Source organism: Desulfobacterales bacterium (assembly GCA_029211065.1).
In the GTDB taxonomy this organism is placed as follows: Bacteria; Desulfobacterota; Desulfobacteria; order Desulfobacterales; family JARGFK01; genus JARGFK01.
In genome coordinates, this window is record JARGFK010000012.1 from 18696 (window position 1) to 39132 (window position 20437).

The following is a 20437-nucleotide window of genomic DNA, read 5'->3' on the forward strand; positions in this document are numbered from 1 at the left end:
TTAATTCTGAAATTGAAAGTCGCCTGCCATATTAAAGGACCTGATTGATGGCACAATATGATGTCGATTTAAGAGATTACTGGCGAATCCTGAAAAAAAGAAAGGCCATTGTCATCCTCATGGTTTGCCTGGTGGGGATTTCCAGCTATGGATTTGCCAAGCTGAAGGAGCCGCTGCCGCTTTACGAGGCCACCGCTTCAGTTAAAATCGAACGCGTCACCAATATGGCCAGCCTGTTCACGGGGATGTTCTGGAATGAAGGCGATAATATGATTACCCAGGCCTTCATTATTAAAAGCTTTCCGGTTCTGGTGCAAACGGCCAAATCGGTCGGCATGCTTCCCGCAGACGTTTCCGAAGAAGAAATCAGAAATTCCAAAACCTTTCTGGCGTTCATCCAGCGCTTAAAAGCAATGGTTCAGGCTGAACAGGAGCAGGGGACAAATATCGTCAATATCCGGGTCACTTCCGGTGATAACCAGGAAACGGCCTTTATTGCCAATGCGATTGCGGCAGCTTATCAAAATTACAATATCCGCGAACGAAACCGCCAGACTTTTGAAACCCAGGCGTTTATTGAAAATCAACTTGAATTGTCCTCAAAAAGCCTGCGGCAGGCGGAGGAGGCATTACGTGAGTTTAAGGAAAGTTATACGCTGATAGCTCTGGACACCCAGACAACCCACACCTTGAACAAACTCTCCACAGTTGAAGCTTCATACGAGGAGACCAGGAGAGAAAAAGAGTCCCTGCAATCGCGGTTGGACTCGTTGGAAAAAGTATCAGGCTCATTTCAGAATATCGAAGGGGCTGTTTTTTCCGAACCGTCCGACGCCCAACTGCAAGGATACAGTGCCAAACTGAGCGATCTGATCCTGAAGAAAAAAGCGCTCCTGTTTGATTATACCGAAAAACATCCGAAGGTCATAGAAATTAATGATCAGATTCAGAATGTTAACGCTGAGATCAAAAAAGAACTGAACGGTCGGCTGGCGGTTTTAAAAAAGCGCGAAAGCGATCTTTACGAAACCCTGCTGCGGTTGAGAAAGGAAAACCTGAGTATTCCGGAGAAGGCGCTGCAGTTGGAGCGATTTCAAAGAGAGGTCAGGCTGCAGGAGTCTCTGGAGTCCGAGTTAAAGAAAAAATATCAGGAGATTCTGATCCAGGCTTCCGGCAAGGTGCAGGAAGTCGTCATCGTGCGTCCGGCACTGATACCGACGGTTCCGACCAATATTCCCTCAAAAGTCATGATTATCGTGACCGGTATTTTTATGGGACTGGTCATCGGCATCGTGTTTACCTTCGTTGCCGAAACGTTGGATACTTCCATCGGCACCATCGAAGACGTAGAAAATCTGCTGGGTGTGCCGGTTTTGGGATTGATCCCGATAATGGGGGCGGATGAGAGAAATCCGAGGTACGCGGAAAGGGAAGGATTGGAAAAGAGTGTATCCTCTCGGTTTCTGATTACGCAATACGATCCCAAGTCGCTGGTGGCTGAGGCCTTTCGTTCTTTAAGGACAAATTTGCGCTTCCTTGGCAAAGATCGAAAGGAAAAGGCAATTTTAATGACCAGCTCTTTTGTTCAGGAAGGCAAGACCTTTAATGTCGTGAACATCGCCCTGAGCATCGCCCAGGCCGGCGAGAAAGTGCTTCTGGTTGAGGCGGATTTACGCAAACCCGTAATTCATACAACCTTCGGGTTGCCTAAAGAGCCGGGGATGACGGATTATGTTCTGGGAAACTACGACTGGAGAGAGGTGGTCAACACCATTACGGATGTGATGCTGGGCGAGTTCGAGATTGAAGAAATATTGAAAACGCCGGGTTTGGACAACCTCCATGTGATTACCGCGGGAAGCAATCCCCTCAATCCGTCTGAAATCCTGAGATCTTCAAGATTCCGTGAATTTCTCAAGGAGGCCTGTCAGGAGTATAGTTTTATCTTTTTCGATGCGCCGCCGATCATGCCCGTGGCGGACGCCACTGAGATCGCCCCGCTCATGGACGGTGTTATCCTGGTGTACAAGGTCGGAAAAATCGGCCGGGGTGTACTCAAACGCGCCAAAATGTCCCTCGATAATGTCAACGCCAAGGTGCTTGGCGTTGTCTTGAATAACGTCCGACCGGAAGTAGGGCCGGATTATTTTAAATACCAGACCCAGTATTATTATGAACCCGCCAAGTCAGTCGATCGGGATATGGGCGCCTTGATGAAAGGCGCCGTTCGAAAAGTAAAAAGGCGGTTTCCTTTCAGACGGAAATATTTTCGCCTCCTGATATTAATTGTTGCCATTGCCCTGCTGCTGCTGGGTATATTCTGGAAAGACCTTTTGACCGATATTCTGAAAATGACCGGCAGCTAATGTTATAATAAGTTTTTTCTGACATTTTGAAGGTGGATAGACTGAAGGCTGAAGGTAAACAGTTTGCTCAAACACTTCATCCTTCGGTCGGATATTCTATTCTATGAACGAGCGATTTCCTCTCTCCTGATGGTCTTACACATTTAAGCTGATCCATGGGAAAACAACTGACAGCATTTATAATGTTTGTTGCCATATCCCTTTTGCTGGGAATGATGGCAGCCGAATATTCGCCTAAAATGCTGATTCTGGCGACGGTGGGGCTTGCGATTTTCATCGGCGCTTTTGTCAACAGCCAGCTCGGGCTTTATGTTTTAATCCTGTCCATGCTGTTGTCACCTGAATTTATGGCGGCCGCCACGTCCGGCAAGGAACTGGGAAGAGGGGTGACGCTGCGGCTGGACGATTTCCTGCTGACCGTCATCGGGTTGAGCTGGCTGGCCAAAAGCGCGATTCATAAGGAGATGGGACTGTTTTTAAGGACGCCGTTAAACCGGCCGATATTTATCTATCTGGTCATCTGTCTTGTGTCGACCGGAATCGGCGTCATGACAGGGCGGGCCAGTATGAAAACCGGTTTCTTCTTTGTCCTTAAATATTTTGAATACTTTCTGGTTTACTTCATGATGGTGAATCACCTTGTAACCAGAGAGCAGCTGCATCGGTTCCTTTTTTGTATATTCCTGACGTGTTTTATCGTATCCATTTACGGAATATTTGAAATTCCCGGAGGCGGCAGGGTCAGTGCACCGTTTGAGGGTGAAATCGGTGAACCCAACACCTTCGGCGGATATCTGGTTTTTATCGGGGCGGTGGCAGCCGGTCTGCTGGACAAAACCAGAAATGCCAGAGCTAAAAAAGCGCTGCTTGTCTTGCTTGTTGTGATGGTTCCGCCGCTGCTGTTCACCCAGTCACGCACGTCTTATCTGGCCGCCGTACCGGCCATGCTGGTACTGGGGTACCTGAGCGAGAAGCGCATGATCGTATTGATACTGATGCTCACCGGGTTGGCGTTAAGTCCTTTTTTTCTTCCCTCGCAGGTTAAAGATCGTATTATGTATACGTTTGAGCAACCCACTGAGAAGGGACAACTTGAGGTCGGGGACGTAAAACTGGATACGTCGACATCGGCGCGATTAACGAGCTGGGCGGATGCAGTGCGAGACTGGACCAAGCATCCGATGTTAGGCTATGGGGTTACAGGATACAGTTTTATTGACGCTCAATTTCCCCGGGTGCTTGTGGAAACCGGCATTCTGGGGTTGGCGGCCTTCATCTATCTGTTGGTTTCCGTGTTTAAAATTGCGTTGTCGAATTTGAAGCTGCTGAAAACATCTGCTGACAAAGGCCTTGTGATCGGTTTTATAGCCGGTTATATCGGACTGCTGTTTCATGCCATCGGCGCCAATACCTTTATCATTGTTCGCATCATGGAACCCTTCTGGCTGGTTGCCGGGATTATCGTCGTTCTGCCGAAGCTGGAGAGCCCTGAGCCTGCCGCACCTGAAATAAAACCTGTTGTAAAATTACATTTACAGGGCATCCCGGGTCGAGGAAGGTTTTCATGAAAAGTCCATCTACCAATGCGTTTGGGGAAAGGGGGCCTCATAGAATCGCCTGCTCTTTAAGCGGATATCCTCATTTGAAAAGGGAGGTGACGGCCCTGCCGGCAAGCTGAAAAAAACGCCGGGTGTAAAGTTGCGGAACGCTAAGGCCGGGGGTTTCGGCAAACACCTGCCGTAAAATGTCAGACCGTGGAAACAGCGTTTCCAGAATAAACATTATTCCTTTTAAGAGTCCTTTGCCGGAGGTGAACAAAATGAGTGTTGACCACTCCGGCAGGGACTCTTTTTTTTGGCGCAGGCGCAGCAGTTTTTTTTCGATCGGATTCAGCTTCAGGCGATGGATTTCCGGGCAAATGCGTCCGGGTTCAGTGAAGTTCAGCAGCAGTTTGAGAAGATAACAAATATAGGTGACGCATTTTTCTTGACCCAACTCACGGGCGCGGGTGAGCAGTGCCTGCCAATCCGAAAATGTCCAATCTGCAACGAGTTTTTTGATGTCCACCAGCCAGATCAGACGTTCGGCGTTATGTTTCAGCAAGTGAAGTCCCAGATACAGCACCTGATCATATCTGCCCAGAGAGCGGACTTGCTGCCCGTCGACACTAATGAAACGAGTCTTTTGGTAAATAAAATCCTGACTTTTGGTCAGCAGCCATTCGCGGGATCTGATGCGGTCGGCCCACAGGATGTGGGTATGAATATCTAAGACCGTTATGCCCTTTCTAAATGTGTTGGGATAGAGCGGATCGAGGCGATAGCCCTGATTCCTCAAGATGGATACCAGTTTAGTGTAATCTTTTTCCAGTACCCACAGATCAATATCACTCAAAGGCCTCAGACCGAAATCACCATAGATTCCATGCAGGAGTTCCATCCCTTGAAGCAGGACTACTTGAACTCCGCCTTGATTCAGCGTCGACAGAATTTTTTTTAAGGCGTGATTCAGTTTGAGATTGAGATGGAGTGTTCGATAGTACGCGGACTGAAGTATTTCCTGATGTCCTTTGTTAAGGGAGTCGAGACTTCCGGATTTTAACAGGTTTTTATAAAGTATTCCGGCCAGCCCCTCCTTTAGCGCCATATTGATCAAAGGGTCGGCATTCCGTCTTTTTAACAGCAGTTCGACGAAGCGGGACCTTTTATTGGTGATAGCAGGTGTAATCGCTAAAAGCGCCAGCAGAGTTCGTAAAGAAGATTCCATCAAGAATAACAAAAAAACAATACACCGAAAAGTTAGGTCTTTACAGGTGTATTAACTATAAAAAAACAGAAATCCACTTGATTTTATTAACAAATGAAAGGCGGATACCGTGTGTCCGGTTACTAAGAAACAGCCTGCACACTACATGGACCTGGCTTTGGGGGCTTGTTCCGGCATTTGCTAAATTCCGCGCCGACAGATCCGCCGACATCGGCCTTACAAGCGGCCAATACGGATTCTTCCGGTTTCCCCCGGTACAAGACCACCAGTTTTGGTTTTTCCCATATTTTTTTCATTGGGCTCCCCCATTTCCAGTTTTATAAACTGCAGAAACGAACTGTTTTAGACACACATCAAACTGTCAATAAATTATAATTACTTTGATTTATAAACTAAAATCGTGCTTCTGTCAATCCTATTTCAATTTAAGGAATGATTGAAGAACTCTGCAGTCACGCCCCGGCGGTGCGGGGAATGCACTTGCTGTTGCGGTTTGACTTAGGAGCGCTTAGAGAAATCAAGGAGCTAGAAGATTTCAAAGAATTCATTCCAGCACTGCTACGGCTCGGGCGTGCGCCATTTGACAGAAATAGTCGATCGGCTGGTCCATCATTCCGGTTTCCAGGTGGGCATGCGCGGGACACCACTGGCAAAGGTTGATCAATAGACAAGATCGGCACTTGTTTAAAACTTCTTTTGTTTGCCCGCTAAATTGCTGCACCTGGGGAACAAAATTTTGCCAGGCTTCCGTAAGAGTTCCATTTTTGAGGTCGTAAACACAGTCCGGTTTACAAAGGGAGGAGCACATACGCAGCAGACCGTTGTAACCAACCGTTAAACTCCCGTTGCCGATGCCGCAGCGAAAAAGACGATTTCCGGTCAACTCTGAGGGTTTCGACAGTGGCGATTCTTGGCAAGCTTTTTTCAAAGCCTGAAATCGTTTTGGATCCGACTTCTCCAGATTTACAATGTCTAAGGGTGAAAGTCGTTCAGACTTGATTTCCCGGTTGCGTTTCTGGTTTTGATCTATCCGCATGTGTAAAAAAGGGTCAAAGCGATAATAATCCCGTGTATGTTTGCGGCAGAAACGGGCGATATCCGCCATTTCGCGCAGATTCGACCGCAGGGCCATGGCCTTGAGGCGTGTTTTAATCCTGTTTGCAAACAGCAGGTCCAATCCGCGCCGAAAAGCGTCAAAAGAACCCGGCGTCCGGGTGACCCTTTCGTATGTGTTTTGGGTTATCCCGTAGACCGAAACTTCCAGTTCCCGGGGCGAGTACTGTTTGAATAGGTTGATATGCGCCGGAGTTAACAGGGCAGCGTTTGTGAAGACAGAAACCAGCAACCCTCTTTTTTTAAGATATAGATAGATATCGATAAAGTCTTCCCGCAAGAGGGGTTCTCCGCCGGTGATAAGGCACCACAAGGTTCCCAGGGAGACGGCTTCGTCGATGACGTCTTTTAACTGGTCGAATGTCAGCTCTTTGTTTCGGGCCCTCGGATCATTTGCCGGGAGGTTGATGTAGCAGTGGCGGCAGTTGTTATTGCAGCGGGCGGTAATTTCCAGCTCCAATGCCAGCAGGGTTCTTTTCCCTTCAATATTCTTCCAAAGGGGATAGTCAGGCAATGCGATGGCGGTAACGATTGGCGCACTCATTTCAGCGGACTCCGCGAAGGGTTTTAAAAAACAGCCATAACGGGCGCAGTAAATGCGAAAGAAGTCCCGTGACGGAAAGGAATGCAATCAGAATTTTTTCGGGCCCCAACCCGAGTAAAACCCGATGGCCGTTTCGTTCCACTTTGCGGACAATGCCGATAATATTTGCCTGAGAGACCATACCATCGGCGTCATCCGCGCCGTCGCCTTTCAGGCGGTAGCCGGATTTGTTTTGGGCCACTATCCGGTGGACCGCGAGCCTTCCGCCAGCCGGGTGTGAAAATGCCGCCACATCGCCTATGCCGGGCGGGGAATCTATAACGGGGAAGACCGTCAGCACGTCGCCGTCTTTTATAAAGGGTGCCATGCTGAAACCGCTTGCCCGGAACCTGAAGGGGACATGCTTACGGAGCACCGCCTGCATGAGGTCCTTAAGGGCCGGCCCGGAAAGTGACAGCTCGCCTTTTTTCAATAAAAGAGCGGGTTCAGGACGGTGGGGCTTCAACCACCATTCTCCTTTGGTAAAGTTCCGACACCAGCCCCAGAACATCCCTTTCAATTTCATTTTCAGGGGCCTCAAATTCGGCCGACAGCTTCCGGGCCACGTTTTTTAATGTCATTTTGCCGTCCAGCAGGTCCCAGATGGCCTTTCCGGTTTCGTTCAAAGTATAAAGCTCATCTTCCATGTCGCCAATGCCGGCTGTAAGGGGGACGATAATAAGCTCTCCTTCAATGACCCGGGCGACCACATCTTCGGAGGGAATATAGGCGACATCAAGGGAAATATTTGTATTCATAGCCACTACCTGTTCAGTCAGTTTAAACTGCAAAGTAGAATTGAACGGACAACCTTTACCGTGAAATTATTAAGTTTAAAATTATTTTAGCACATAACATGTGAAGATACAATCAGACCGTGTATCCATCTGTGCGGCATCCAACCGGATCGCAGCTCGCTTTGTCCGGAGGCGTTGAGCCGGGGAAGCTTTTGATTCTCTCCCGCCAATTCAGTACCTCCCAGGCCTTTTCACCCGGTCTGAGCAGGCCCAGATATTCGGCTTGTGCGTGGGCAAAGACACAATAATATTCCACGGGTGTATCCAGGGTGCCGTGCTCCATCCAGGATTTGGCCGGGCATTGTTCACAAAGGCCTTTTAAAAAGCAGCGGGCACAGCGCAGCAAATATTCCGGATGGGTCGCTTTCAGCCTTCTGACTTTAGGAAAAAAACCGGTTAGGGCACCTCTAAGCGACCCGTTAGTCAGATTATAGATAGTGTCGGGGTGTCGGAGCAGCATACAGGGTTGTAAAGCCCCATAGGCATCGACACAGCCGCCGCCCACTCCCGCACCGCAGGGGAAAAGCCTGCCACCGGCCGGGGCCATGAAACCGGCACAGAAAGCCTTCATCTCTTTTCGGTAGCCTTCTCCCTGCCGGGTTATGATTTTCATGCTTTCTATAGGCGACATCCTCAGACGTTTGATGGAACGGTTTTTCAATTGCGAGTCCCGTCGGGCGCGCAGGTTTAATACAATGGTATTCCCGGGCGGTTCATCTACTTCCGAAAGAGCTTTGGTCAAAACTTCAAATTCCACCAACTCATGTTGGTTGGGCGGCAGAACGACTGTTTTTAATTCAAAGGGGATGTGGTGGCGCCGGAGCAGGTTGATCCCGTCAAAGGCGGCCTTAAACGAACCCGGTGTCCGGGTAACCGCCTCGCAGGAATTCTTTTTTATCCCGTAAACCGTAATTTCAATTTTTTCCAGCGGCGGGATGCGGCCTAAAATTTCAACCAGATCGGGCGTGATCAGGGTGGCATTGGTGAAAAGCCGTACTTTCAAACCCAGTTTTCTGCTGAAAAGATAGATTTCGCTGAAATCCTCCCTTAACAGCGGTTCACCTCCGGTAAACCGCACGGATAAGCAACCCAGAGAGGCTGCCTCGCTAAGAACTGCTTTGATTGTTTCAGTGGAAAGTTCCTGTTTTTTTATTGAGTCGTTGTCTGCCGGTTGATTGATGTAACAGTGGATGCAATTCAGGTTGCAGCGTTCGGTCAGCTCCATGTCAAGCGTACTTAATAGCGGCGATTTGCCCTTCCATAGGTGGGCCTGATCAATCCGTATTTTAGTCAGATAAGAATCCGGCATGCCTGGTTTTCCCTTGAGATAAGAAACAATCCTTAATGTTTAGGGTTAAATATCCCTGAGCAGCTCAACAACTTGGCCGCTTCTGTCAAATTCAAGTGTATAGCACGGCACCGCAGCGGCAATCTGCGGCACTATGGTCAACATACTGTTCCACCAGTCCGCCGTTGCCAGCGGTTTGATCAGACATGCCAGTAGACGGCGGATGACCTCCTGCTGATTATCAAGGTGAATCACCTGATTGGATCGGGCCTGTTTGAGAAACAGGATTGCTTTGAGCGGAGCTGACGCCGGGGAAATCTGGGGCACATCCCCATGACTCCAGGTGCCGTAAATATGATAGCCGGCGGGTTGATGCCGGAGAATGATCCGGTCGTCACACAGGATTTCAGCCGCCTGCTTTAGCAAAATCACCATCGTCGACTTGCCGGCGTCGGAGTGCCCCACAAACAAGAGCCCGTTATTTTCGAATATTACACCGCCTGAATGCAGAATGCAGCCCTGCCGGTCGGCCAAAACCCGGGCCAGAATGATCTGGTCGGTCGGCAACAGGGAAAGCGAAGCAATTCCGCCTTTTTGAAAAATATTTTTAGTCTCAGGGTGGTGATAGATATCGGCTTCGGTGTGGTCAGGAGTGAAAACCGCTAATCGGTGAAGATTCTTGGTTTGATTGCCATTGTAAACACCTAAATATATCCAGGCATCCTCTTTCCGATAAATGGCCCAGGGAGGTTTTTGATAAACTTTTTTTCCCAGTCGCCAGCCATCAAGATCGGGAATGAAGAAATGGTGTCTTATAAAAACGGTGTCCTCTCCAGGCCCGTTGCATTGAAAGTGTTTGAATTTAGGATGAAAGGTTTTCTCCGTAATAGCGATATCGGATTCAACACAAATGGTCATTCCGCCGATTTGATAATAGCGCTGGTTGTCTGTAGAAGCATGATGTGTCGGCATGGATATTTTCCCATATACTTGTTTAATCGATCTTGATACGATAATATCATATCATCTGTGAAAGGTAACGCGAAAATTGAGCTTAAACACACCAGACCTCCGGTTCGTAATTGAAAAAGCGTATGCATATCTGGCTTAAATATCTGAAAAGCGGATTGTCGCGGCCGATGCCGCGGGACCGGATCTTTGGGCAGAGCGGATATGCCGGAATTAGAACCAGCTTCGGCAAACTGTATCATTTTTTGCAAAGGCACTGGCGTAAAGGGGCGCTGGGTGTTGTCCTGATCATTGTATCCGCCGGGCTCAGTTTTCCCCAGCCCCTCATCACCCGCTACATCATTGACGATGTCATTATCGGGCGGCGGCTGGATCTGCTGCTCTGTGCCGTACTTTTGCTGGCGGGTATCGTGCTGGCCGCCAAGCTGACGAGTTTGCTGGAGCAGTTTTATTTTGTCAGCTTTGAACAGGCTGTGATCCTGGATCTTCAACATAAGCTCTTTGATCATACCCTGCGGTTGCCCCAATCCTTTTTCGACGACCAGCAGACCGGCTATTTGATGGCGCGTCTTTCCGGTGATGTGGATGGGCTGCGCTGGCTTTTTTCCGGAACATTCGCATATGTTGCCGCCAATTTAGTCAAGTTTGTCGGAGGTATCGTTTTTCTTTTTTACCTGGAGTGGCGGCTCGCCCTTATGGTGGTATTCTTTCTTCCGGGCCTGGTGATGTCCATACGCTACTTTGCCGGCCGAATTCATGTATTGAGTCATCAAAACATGGAAAAAAACGCCGATGTTTCCAGCAGATTTCAAGAATCCCTGTCTGCAAGTTCCCTGATAAAGGCATTTACTTCCGAAGGACGGGCGGCCGGTCGTTTGCGGTCAGCGTTAAAATCTTTTCAACAGATTTTATTGGAGCAAACAGTCTTGAATTCGGTCGCCGATCTGGCCGTCAGTTCCATGCCCGGTGTGGCGCGGATCATTGTCCTGGTGGCAGGGGCCTATTGGGTTATTTCGGATCAATGGAGCTTGGGCTCCTTGCTGGCCTTTCAGGCTTATCTGGGATATGTATTCGGGCCGGCGCAGTATCTGGCCACCGCGAATCTGGAGCTGCAAAAAGCACTGGCCGCGTTTCACCGTGTTTTTGCCCTGTTCGACATTGTGCCGGAAGAAAACATGGGTGTCGGCACAAAAGTGAATCAGCTCAATGGTGCGGTTGAGTTAAGGGATGTATCGTTTTCGTACAACAACCATGAAGCGGTACTCAACAACGTGTCTTTCCGCATCGAACCGGGCGAACATGTTGCCATTGTCGGGCCCAGCGGGGTCGGCAAGACGACCCTGATCAGTCTTTTCCTGCGTTTTTACCGCCCCTCAGCCGGTGAAATCTATTTTGACGGCAGGCCCGCGTCCGATTATGAGGTCCGTTCGCTGCGGCAGCGGATCGGTTATGTATCCCAGCGTACCCTGGTTTTGGCTGGAACGGTCAGGGACGCGCTTTGCCATGGAAACCCTGAAGCCGGTCAGGATGCGGTCGTCCGGGCCGCCCGGGCGGCGGGGTGCCATGATTTTATTGAGGAGCTCTCTGCGGGCTACGAGACTGTTATCGGGGAAGGGGGCGTCAACCTGTCGGAAGGGCAGAAACAGCGGCTGGCTGTGGCCAGAGCGTTGATTAAGGATCCTGACATACTCATACTGGATGAACCCACCGCAGCATTGGACAGCCTGGCGGAGAAATCGCTGCTGCAGTCGCTGCCGGACTTTATCCAGAAGAAAACCCTTATTATCGCGGCCCATCGGTTGTCAACCATTCGGAACGCAGACCGAATTCTGCTACTGGATAAAAACCGTCTCGTAGCGGTCGGCACCCATCAGTTCCTGATGGAAACAAACGATTACTACCGGTCTTTGGTTGAATATCAACAGGGGGCGATAATAGAGGGATGAGGACGAAAAGGGGTCAGGGGCCGGGGATCAGGGGTCAGGACTTGACCGAGCTGAGTACTGAGAGCGCCGAAATTAAAGAAGGATAGACGATAACCAATGGATAAAAAAATAGAAAAACCGATGCGGCCGGCCATTCTGGCGCCGGCCGGCAGCAGACCTTCATTTCTGGCGGCCCTGGCTGCCGGGGCCGATGCCATTTACTGCGGCCTGAAACAGTTTTCGGCCCGCATGGAAGCCCACAACTTTACCTTTGAAGAACTGACGGCCCTGACCGAACTGGCCCATGCCCAGGAGGCCCGGGTCTATGTCACCGTCAACACCTTGATAAAGCCGGGCGAGTTGGGTGAGGTGGGGCAAATGGTGGACAGGCTTAACCGCGGGGTCAAACCGGATGCCATTATTTTACAGGATCTGGGTCTGGTATCGCTGGTACGAAAGGCCGGCTATACCGGTCAGTTGAACCTGTCCACCCTGGCAAATGTCAGTTCACCCTCAGCTATCAGATGGGTGGGCGACCATGTGGAAGTGGACCGGGTCGTCATCCCCCGGGAGCTCAACATCGACGAAATAAAAGCCATGGCAGCGGCCTGTCCGCCGCACCTGGACCTGGAGGTTTTTGTGCACGGCGCGCTTTGCTACGGCGTGTCCGGACGGTGCTACTGGAGCAGCTTTCTGGGCGGCAAGAGCGGACTCAGGGGCCGCTGCGTGCAGCCCTGCCGGCGGCAGTATACCCAGAACGACACCTCCCGTCGGTTTTTTTCCTGTCAAGACCTGAGCCTGGATGTGCTGGTCAAGGTCCTGATGACCATTCCAAAAGTGAAGAGCTGGAAGATCGAAGGCCGCAAGAAAGGTCCCCACTATGTGTTTTACACGGTTCAGGCCTATCAGATGCTGCGGGATCACGGCACCGACCCACAGGCCAAACGGGCGGCCCTGGAACTGCTGGAAATGGCGCTGGGAAGAAGAGGGACGCATTATCATTTTTTGCCCCAGCGGCCCCAGAGCCCCCTCAGCACCGACGGCAACACAGCCTCCGGTCTGTATATAGGATCCGTCCAGGGCGGGAGAGAACCGTATCTGTCACCGCGGCTGGAACTGCTGGGCGGCGATGTCTTGCGGATCGGGTATGAAGATGAGCCCTGGCACGCCGTCCAAAAGATCGGCCGGGCGGTGCCCAAGAAAGGCCGCCTGCACCTGAAGTTGCCACCGAAAAAAATACCCCGCAAGGGAACGCCGGTTTTTCTCATCGATCGGCGTGAAGAAACGTTAAATTCCCTGCTGGACAAATTAGAGGCCCGATTCAAGGAGCGGTTACCCGATGTGACGGTTTTGCCGTCGCACTTCCATCTTCATCTTCCCGAAGGCGCCCGTAAAGCCGAAGGTGAAAGCATCCTCCATATTTGCCGTTATCCCTCCCGGAAAGCCACAGAAGGCCTGTCGGCGCTGTGGCTGTCCACAGAAACAACCCGGGCGCTGTCTCCCGAAGATGCAGCCGGTTACTGGTGGGCTCTTCCCCCGGTGATCTGGCCGGCGGAAGAAAACGACATGGCGGAACAGGTTGCAGCGGTGATCCAAAACGGCGGCCGTAATTTTATTCTGAACGCTCCCTGGCAAAAAGCCTTTTTTGAGGACCGCAAGGACTTTAACCTGTGGGCCGGACCCTTTTGCAATCTTTCAAATCCCATGGCGATTTCCGCCCTGGCCGCCTTCGGCTTTAAAGGCGCCATTGTCAGCCCCGAGCTCGGCCGGGAGGATTATCTTGCGCTTCCCCAAAACAGTCCACTACCCCTGGGGATCATCCTTTCCGGAAGCTGGCCGCTATGTGTTTCCCGGATCATCTCAGAGGATATGAATACGGGAGCGTCTTTCAGCAGCCCCAAAGGTGAAGAGGCCTGGGCCCGGAAATACGGTGGCAGCTACTGGATTTTTCCCAACTGGAAACTGGATATCCGTTCCCAGAAAAAGGAACTGCAAAAAGCGGGATACCGGTTGTTTGTGGATATAGCGGAACCGATACCGGAAGGGATAATGTTAAAAAAACGACCGGGTTTGTGGAACTGGGATCTGGCGCTGTATTGAGATGGTGAGATTATATTCTAACTTTGAAAATCTGGTCCTTTGGACCAGGTCAGAGTTTAATGGCTCTGCCGTATGAAGTACAAAGACTCTAAAACCGAAGCACGAAATCCGAAATCCGAAACAATACCGAATGACCAAAATTTAAATAATCCAAATTCGGATTTCGAATTTTGCCAATGACTTTTGCATAGACCATGCCCCCTGGGCTTAGACCGTATCCTCAACAATCAAATTTCATGTTATTTTAGACGGTAATGTAGTATACCATTTAATAAAACATACAGACACAAATAGGCAGGAAGTGGAAAAGAATAATACATCCCGGCAAATCATCATCAAAGATAATTCCATCGTGATCTGTCTGGTTATGACCGCGGTGTTGATTGCGGCCGGTCTGATACTGGCCAAAACTGCGGTCATGGGGGATGCCGGCAGCCTTTATGCCGATTCGATTCAGCCCCAGATGTTTCGCTTTAAGGTTGAAACGCAGTCGGCGCATAAGGTTGAAAGCGTGACAGCTGCGGCCGATATAAAACCGCCGGCTCAAGCGCCTGAGAAGCTTTCACCTCAGGTATCTACGAAACCGGAGCCGGTTAAGGCCGCCCCGGCGGCTCCGATGACCCCCAAAGAAGAAACCGCTGTCGTGGTTTTGCCGAAAGCGAACGACCCCTCCAAAACTGAATCTCAGCCGCCGCCTCAAATCTCTGAGCCATCAACCGCCGCAACAAAACCCTTTTTAAGGACCATGCGGGGCGGGCGCCATCCCCAGTATGCCTCCATCGTGTTTGAGTATTCCGGACCCATCGATTATAGCAGCCCTCGGATAGCGGGAGAGGAGATACGCTTCAACATAATGAATATAACGACCCGCCTGCGTCCCTATCGCAAATACCGGACATTCGATTCCTGGGTTAAACTGGATAAGACAGACAGTGGTCTGGATGTGTCCATCGGGGTGCTTCCGGGTCAATATAAAATTTCCGACTTTTTAATGGAAGACCCCCCCCGACTGGTTATTAATCTTTATGATAAGGATAACTGACTCGAATCGGTCGAACCGCAACAGCAGGGTTCTTCAATAAAAACAGACTTACAACCTAAATTTCCAGTCCTTTGCGGTTGTTTCCAAAATGCGTTTTCTGTGATGAATGCAGGCCATGCAGTTACAGCCTTGCGTTAATGGATGCCGACCGAGTTTCTCGGACAGGCGAAAGCCGGCTTCGATCATTTCAATGATTATCCGGCGCCGTCCGGCACCTGAATTGTTTTTTTTCGCCGGGGTTTTCATAGTTCAAACAGCCCATTGCCGGCCTTGTCAGGCTCAGGCAGACCCATATATTTCTCAATTAAATTTTTCTGCCCAAACCGGTCGGCAAACAAACGAATCCTCTCCATATCGAGCGGTTCAAAGACATTTGGCACTTGACCTTTTTGCAGGAGATTTATAAAGGACGCAATATCAGCCTTATCCTTTACACTGCGCTCAGGATTATTTGCGATAGCCATCATTTTTAATATCAGATAGTCCGTAGGCTGAACGACCGGATATTTCCCAAGCAATTCATCTTCGATCTCTACCCTGCGCTCTAAAATGGCAATTCCAGCGGAGGTATTGACAAACATGAAATCAATATATCCCAATGCGCCCAGTTCCGATTCGAATTGCACAAACGTGTCGGTCTTCTGATAACAGGTATATCCCAGGCGTTTCATGAGAGGCTCCAATGTGTCCATAAACGCCCTTCGGTGATAAGGTCAATATCGGCAGTGAACCGTGGGAGGCCATAAATACTTAAGGCCAGTGCCCCTATGACCGCAAAGGGGATACGGTTCAGTTTTAAATTGCGAGTGATAATGGTAAGAACCGTATTCAATTTTTCAGGTGTGGTTGGCTGGTCCATAGCCCCTGGTCGTATCTCGGGTTTATTTTTTTTCCAGGCCTTTTTTTAGTTTCTGTTCCAGTTCGGCAAACAGGTCCTGCTTCTTTTTGGCCTGTTCGGACTTGATGGATTCGATTTTTTGTGAAATCTGTTTCTTTGCGGTCTGAAACTTCTGCAGTTCTTTTTCTATTTTGCTCTCAACCTGGCCTTTAGGGATTTCTTCGATTTTTAAATGATCCTTGATATACAATTTGATTCCGTAGGCACCTTCCACCATGCCGATGATTTCCATTTCCGCAAGCTTCCGGCAGATATGATGCCCCTGCTCAAGGGAGAATGACAACATCGTGCAAAGCGCTTCGATGGAAGCGGGAGAAGCGTTCTGGTGTTCAATAACACGCACGGCTGCGACAACCAGGTGCGCGTTGGCGTATAAGTCGATCTCTTGTCTGTCCATATGTGACGGCTCCGATCTCCGCACGAAAGGCTTCGTAAAATAAATTCAGACAGTTACACCCTCACCCCGACCTTCTCACAAGAAGGGAGAGGGAGGTATCGAAGAGGTGCCGAGGGGGGATCTCAAACGGCTTCGGCCCCAAAGATACGCTTCAGCAGCGCTACTTTCTTTGGCCATCAACCATAAGAAGTCGGATGCATTCACAGTAACACAAAAAGGTGCGAAAACCCCGCGGCAGCATCTTGACATAAATACTTAAGAGGAGTAACTAACATGTATTCGAATTTTGTCAAGATTCTTGATGGAACCACCCGTTCAGGGGAATTTTCAATAATTATTTCCAATGTTTCACTCACAGGAGGGGACCATGACTGAAATTATCGATGTAAAGGCTAGGGAGATCTTTGACTCCAGGGGGAATCCGACAGTTGAAGCCGATGTTATTGTTCTCTGCGGCGCCTCCGGACGAGCGGCAGTCCCTTCCGGTGCATCTACCGGAACGCGAGAAGCACTGGAATTGCGCGATAAACGGTCAAAACGGCTGGGCGGCAAGGGGGTCCGGACGGCCGTTAAAAACATTCTTGAAAAGATTGCCCCGGAAATTCTGGGAATGGATGCAGCCGATCAGATCGGGCTGGATAATTTCCTGATCGAACTGGACGGCACCCCCAACAAGGCAAAACTGGGCGCGAATGCGATTCTGGCAGTGTCCATGGCGGCGGCCAGAGCGGCAGCATCCGCTTACGGTTTGCCCCTGTACCGGTACTTGGGGGGCATCAACGCAAGGTATCTGCCGCTGCCGATGATGAATATCATCAATGGCGGCGCGCATGCCGCCAACAATCTGGATATCCAGGAATTTATGATCATTCCGGTGGGAGCCCAAACCATGATCCAGGCCGTTGAAATGGGGGCCGAGACATTTCATGCGCTTAAAAAGATTTTAAAGGATAAGGGCTTGAGCACGGGCGTGGGAGATGAAGGCGGTTTTGCACCGAACTTAAAATCGAATGAAGAAGCCATAAAACTAATCATCAGCGCCATCAAGTCCGCCGGATTCAAACCCGGTAAAGATATCGGGATCGCTCTGGATGCGGCTGCCAGCGAGTTTTACGCCAAGGGCAAATATAGCCTGAAATCCGAAAAAAAGATCCTTTCACCGGAGGATATGATCCATTACTATGAGAATCTGGTGGACAAGTACCCGATCATATCCATCGAGGACGGCCTGGCCGAGCAGGATTGGAGCAGCTGGGAATTGCTGACCGATCGTTTGGGTGGAACGGTTCAGATTGTCGGTGACGATATTTTTGTGACCAATCCGAAGATTTTCAGCAAGGGAATCGAAGAGGGGATCGGCAATTCCATATTAATCAAGCTTAACCAGGTCGGAACGGTGACCGAGACCCTTGATGCCATTGAGATGGCAAAGCGGGTAGGCTATACCACCGTCATTTCCCATCGCTCCGGCGAAACGGAAGACACCTTTATATCCGACCTGGTGGTGGGCGTTAATGGCGGACAAATCAAAACCGGATCCATGTCGCGCTCCGATCGTATCGCCAAGTACAACCAGCTGATCCGGATCGAGGCCGAACTGGGTCAAAGCGCCCGCTTCTCCAACGATATATTCGTACCCGCATAAGATGCCGCCGGCTGAAGGAAGCGCATGTTTTCAACCTTGAAAATAATTAGATTCCTTGTCTTATGGATCATGGGCTGGGCTGTTTTATTTTCCGGTCCGGCCCACGCATACATATTGGGCGGACCGCATATTCTTGAACTGATGATCTCTAAATACGGCAAAGCCAAGCGGCTGCTGGTTTCGCAAAAGCAGACGGTGTTTCCATCCGACGCCCCGGCAGCCGGCATTGAATTAAGAGAAACCGTCCGATATGTCTTTCCGGAGAATTTCCGGTCGGATTTACAGTCCCAAACCGGCCAGCGTGTCCATGTCTTAACGAAACACGATGCACTCACCGCCATCGACGGAAGTATCGTCAATGAACCTGAAAACGAATTTGACCGATACAAAGATATCCTATTGTATCATTCCCGTGAAGTCATGCATCAAAAACTGAACTGGATGGGTGTCAATGTAACCCGGACCAGTCTGGGACGTTTTAAGGATAAGATCGCATTTGTCATGGGGGCCCAATACCCGGACGAATCCCTATCTCAGCTATGGATCGAAAAGGAAACCTTTCGGCCCATGCGCTGGCTGATGGTCAAAAAAACCCCCACCGGCCAGCCCACTGTATTGGAAATTCAGTACCAAAACTGGCAACTGTTTGCCGATAACTGGTACCCGGTGCAGATCACTTTCATCGAAAACGGCCGCCTGGTGAGAGAAATCAAGGTGGACAGCGTTCAGGTAAATACGAATTTTTCCAATGATTTATTTAATATCCAGCAGTTGAAAAAACGATTTCAACCGGCTGCGGCGGTTGCCGTGGAACCGTCGGATCCGGAAGGAATGGGTGAGATCAAGAAAACCATTGAGGAATTCAAAAAAATGTATGAATAAGAGGAAAAAAATGGCCTTTAATACAAAATTCATATTCGTGACCGGTGGCGTTCTTTCTTCTTTAGGCAAGGGACTGGCTTCAGCAGCGATCGGCGCTTTGCTTGAAAGCCGCGGGCTTTCGGTCACGTTGCAAAAACTGGATCCCTATATCAATGTCGACCCGGGGACCATGAATCCTTTCCAGCACGGCGAAGTTTTTGTCACCGATGACGGCTCCGAAACAGATCTGGACCTGGGACACTATGAACGCTTTACCAGCGCCCGGCTGGGCAAAGACAATAATTTTACCACCGGGAAAATATATGACGCCGTTATTTCAAAAGAGCGGCGCGGGGATTACCTTGGCGGAACCGTTCAGGTGATCCCGCACATCACGGATGAAATCAAAAACAGCATCAAGCTGCTGGCCAATGGCGTGGATATTGTGATTGTGGAAATCGGGGGTACCATCGGCGATATTGAAAGCCTCCCCTTTCTGGAAGCCATTCGGCAGTTTAAGGCCGAAGTCGGCAAAGACAATGTGTTATACATTCACCTGACCCTGGTGCCCTATATCAGCACCGCCGGCGAAGTCAAAACGAAGCCGACGCAGCACAGTGTCAAAGAACTTCGCAGCATCGGCATCCAGCCGGACATCCTGCTGTGCCGGGCGGATCGAAACCTGTCCAAGGAGATCAAGTCCAAAATAGCGCTTTTTTGTAATGTCGGCGTGGATGAGGTCATTACGGCCAAGGATGTGGACTGCATTTACGAGGTCCCTTTGAATTTTCACAAAGAAGGACTGGATGATAAAATTGTTGAGCTGCTCCATATCTGGACCCGGGCCCCGCGCCTGGACGCCTGGGAGGAGTTAATCAAAAGGTTCAAGGAGCCAAAATACAATGTCACCATCGCGATTGTCGGCAAATATACGGACCTGACCGAATCTTACAAAAGCCTGAACGAGGCCCTCTACCATGGCGGCGTTGCCAATGACTGCCGGGTGAATCTCAAGTACATCGATTCTGAAAAATTAGACCCGAAAAGTTGTCCGGGCACGCTGACTGGCGCCGACGGTATCTTGGTCCCGGGGGGATTTGGAACCCGGGGAATCGAGGGCAAAATCTGTGCAGCCAAATATGCCAGGGAAAACAAGATCCCCTATTTCGGCATCTGTCTGGGAATGCAGATTGCCGTGATTGAGTTTGCCCGCCATGTCGCCGGGATGAAAGATGCGCACAGCGCCGAGTTCGACGCGAATACGCCTTATCCGGTGATATACCTGATGATGGAATGGTATGACGATAAAACCGGCACGGTCCAGCAGCGGGACGTTAATTCCGCCAAGGGCGGCACCATGCGCCTGGGCGCCTACCCCTGTCAGATCAAAGCGGAAACGTTGGCCCATCAGGCCTACGGCATCCCGGCAATTTCCGAACGGCACCGACACCGCTATGAATTTAACAACCAGTTTAAAGAGGCCCTCCAAAAAGAAGGACTCGTATTCAGCGGCATATCCCCCAACGGCGAGCTGGTTGAAATTGTGGAACTCCACGACCACCCCTGGTTTCTGGGCTGCCAGTTTCACCCGGAATTCAAATCACGCCCCATGAACGCCCACCCGTTGTTTCGGGAATTCATCCGGGCTTCTTTAAAAAAATCAACAAAATAAAAAGCATTGTTGGGA

General features: G+C 50.1%; 17 protein-coding genes. 8 read left to right on the plus strand and 9 right to left on the minus strand.

The annotated features are described in order from the left end of the window. The first annotated feature begins 47 nt into the window (after positions 1–47). Positions 48–2366 carry a polysaccharide biosynthesis tyrosine autokinase gene (locus P1P89_04360; GenBank protein MDF1590728.1) on the plus strand — a complete coding sequence of 773 codons (2319 nt, stop codon included), beginning with the start codon at positions 48–50 and terminating at the stop codon, positions 2364–2366. A 155-nt stretch (positions 2367–2521) separates the two neighbouring features. After that, positions 2522–3934, plus strand: a complete 1413-nt coding sequence (locus tag P1P89_04365) for an O-antigen ligase family protein (GenBank protein MDF1590729.1) — start codon at positions 2522–2524, stop codon at positions 3932–3934. 70 nt (positions 3935–4004) lie between these two features. Here the strand turns inward: P1P89_04365 and P1P89_04370 are convergent, their stop codons facing one another. The 7 genes from P1P89_04370 to P1P89_04400 form a co-directional block, all read right to left on the minus strand. Beyond that, complete coding sequence (locus P1P89_04370; protein ID MDF1590730.1) at positions 4005–5132, minus strand: nucleotidyltransferase family protein; 1128 nt, start codon at positions 5130–5132, stop codon at positions 4005–4007. A 122-nt stretch (positions 5133–5254) separates the two neighbouring features. Further along, complete coding sequence (locus P1P89_04375) at positions 5255–5428, minus strand: hypothetical protein (protein MDF1590731.1); 174 nt, start codon at positions 5426–5428, stop codon at positions 5255–5257. A gap of 248 nt (positions 5429–5676) precedes the next feature. Beyond that, positions 5677–6789, minus strand: a complete 1113-nt coding sequence (locus P1P89_04380) for a radical SAM protein (protein MDF1590732.1) — start codon at positions 6787–6789, stop codon at positions 5677–5679. A 1-nt stretch (position 6790) separates the two neighbouring features. Continuing rightward, on the minus strand, positions 6791–7294 hold the full coding sequence (locus P1P89_04385) for a S24/S26 family peptidase (GenBank protein MDF1590733.1): 504 nt from the start codon (positions 7292–7294) through the stop codon (positions 6791–6793). Then, positions 7275–7586: a PqqD family protein gene (locus P1P89_04390; GenBank protein ID MDF1590734.1), complete on the minus strand. Its 312-nt coding sequence runs from the start codon at positions 7584–7586 to the stop codon at positions 7275–7277. The genes P1P89_04385 and P1P89_04390 overlap by 20 nt, the downstream gene beginning before the upstream one ends. 112 nt (positions 7587–7698) lie before the next feature. After that, positions 7699–8934, minus strand: a complete 1236-nt coding sequence (locus P1P89_04395; protein ID MDF1590735.1) for a radical SAM protein — start codon at positions 8932–8934, stop codon at positions 7699–7701. Positions 8935–8979: 45 nt separating this feature from the next. After that, positions 8980–9885, minus strand: coding sequence for a hypothetical protein (locus P1P89_04400; protein ID MDF1590736.1), 906 nt, complete (start codon positions 9883–9885; stop codon positions 8980–8982). Positions 9886–10007: 122 nt separating this feature from the next. Here P1P89_04400 and P1P89_04405 point away from each other — a divergent pair, with 122 nt between their 5' ends. The 3 genes from P1P89_04405 to P1P89_04415 all read left to right on the plus strand — a co-directional run bounded on the left by P1P89_04405 (position 10008) and on the right by P1P89_04415 (position 14949). Next, entirely contained in the window at positions 10008–11828 is a 1821-nt protein-coding gene (locus tag P1P89_04405) for an ABC transporter ATP-binding protein (protein MDF1590737.1), read from the plus strand. Positions 11829–11924: 96 nt separating this feature from the next. Continuing rightward, positions 11925–13907 carry a U32 family peptidase gene (locus P1P89_04410; GenBank protein ID MDF1590738.1) on the plus strand — a complete coding sequence of 661 codons (1983 nt, stop codon included), beginning with the start codon at positions 11925–11927 and terminating at the stop codon, positions 13905–13907. A gap of 301 nt (positions 13908–14208) precedes the next feature. Further along, complete coding sequence (locus P1P89_04415; protein MDF1590739.1) at positions 14209–14949, plus strand: hypothetical protein; 741 nt, start codon at positions 14209–14211, stop codon at positions 14947–14949. A gap of 242 nt (positions 14950–15191) precedes the next feature. Here the strand turns inward: P1P89_04415 and P1P89_04420 are convergent, their stop codons facing one another. After that, positions 15192–15620, minus strand: a complete 429-nt coding sequence (locus tag P1P89_04420) for a hypothetical protein (protein MDF1590740.1) — start codon at positions 15618–15620, stop codon at positions 15192–15194. A 210-nt stretch (positions 15621–15830) separates the two neighbouring features. Further along, entirely contained in the window at positions 15831–16244 is a 414-nt protein-coding gene (locus tag P1P89_04425; protein ID MDF1590741.1) for a hypothetical protein, read from the minus strand. Between the two features lie 367 nt (positions 16245–16611). Here P1P89_04425 and eno point away from each other — a divergent pair, with 367 nt between their 5' ends. The 3 genes from eno to P1P89_04440 are packed head-to-tail and all read left to right on the plus strand — an operon-like array spanning position 16612 to position 20422. After that, positions 16612–17889, plus strand: a complete 1278-nt coding sequence (gene eno / locus P1P89_04430) for a phosphopyruvate hydratase (protein ID MDF1590742.1) — start codon at positions 16612–16614, stop codon at positions 17887–17889. A 24-nt stretch (positions 17890–17913) separates the two neighbouring features. Then, complete coding sequence (locus P1P89_04435; protein ID MDF1590743.1) at positions 17914–18771, plus strand: hypothetical protein; 858 nt, start codon at positions 17914–17916, stop codon at positions 18769–18771. 10 nt (positions 18772–18781) lie between these two features. After that, positions 18782–20422 carry a CTP synthase gene (locus P1P89_04440; GenBank protein ID MDF1590744.1) on the plus strand — a complete coding sequence of 547 codons (1641 nt, stop codon included), beginning with the start codon at positions 18782–18784 and terminating at the stop codon, positions 20420–20422. Positions 20423–20437: the final 15 nt, after the last annotated feature.

Bases quoted from the DNA above. Each gene is read 5' to 3' on its own strand.
- P1P89_04360 (MDF1590728.1), top strand. From the start codon at position 48: ATGGCACAATATGATGTCGATTTAAGAGATTACTGGCGAATCCTGAAA.
- P1P89_04365 (MDF1590729.1), top strand. From the start codon at position 2,522: ATGGGAAAACAACTGACAGCATTTATAATGTTTGTTGCCATATCCCTT.
- P1P89_04370 (MDF1590730.1), bottom strand. From the start codon at position 5,132: ATGGAATCTTCTTTACGAACTCTGCTGGCGCTTTTAGCGATTACACCT.
- P1P89_04375 (MDF1590731.1), bottom strand. From the start codon at position 5,428: ATGAAAAAAATATGGGAAAAACCAAAACTGGTGGTCTTGTACCGGGGG.
- P1P89_04380 (MDF1590732.1), bottom strand. From the start codon at position 6,789: ATGAGTGCGCCAATCGTTACCGCCATCGCATTGCCTGACTATCCCCTT.
- P1P89_04390 (MDF1590734.1), bottom strand. From the start codon at position 7,586: ATGAATACAAATATTTCCCTTGATGTCGCCTATATTCCCTCCGAAGAT.
- P1P89_04395 (MDF1590735.1), bottom strand. From the start codon at position 8,934: ATGCCGGATTCTTATCTGACTAAAATACGGATTGATCAGGCCCACCTA.
- P1P89_04400 (MDF1590736.1), bottom strand. From the start codon at position 9,885: ATGCCGACACATCATGCTTCTACAGACAACCAGCGCTATTATCAAATC.
- P1P89_04405 (MDF1590737.1), top strand. From the start codon at position 10,008: ATGCATATCTGGCTTAAATATCTGAAAAGCGGATTGTCGCGGCCGATG.
- P1P89_04410 (MDF1590738.1), top strand. From the start codon at position 11,925: ATGGATAAAAAAATAGAAAAACCGATGCGGCCGGCCATTCTGGCGCCG.
- P1P89_04420 (MDF1590740.1), bottom strand. From the start codon at position 15,620: ATGAAACGCCTGGGATATACCTGTTATCAGAAGACCGACACGTTTGTG.
- P1P89_04425 (MDF1590741.1), bottom strand. From the start codon at position 16,244: ATGGACAGACAAGAGATCGACTTATACGCCAACGCGCACCTGGTTGTC.
- eno (MDF1590742.1), top strand. From the start codon at position 16,612: ATGACTGAAATTATCGATGTAAAGGCTAGGGAGATCTTTGACTCCAGG.
- P1P89_04435 (MDF1590743.1), top strand. From the start codon at position 17,914: ATGTTTTCAACCTTGAAAATAATTAGATTCCTTGTCTTATGGATCATG.
- P1P89_04440 (MDF1590744.1), top strand. From the start codon at position 18,782: ATGGCCTTTAATACAAAATTCATATTCGTGACCGGTGGCGTTCTTTCT.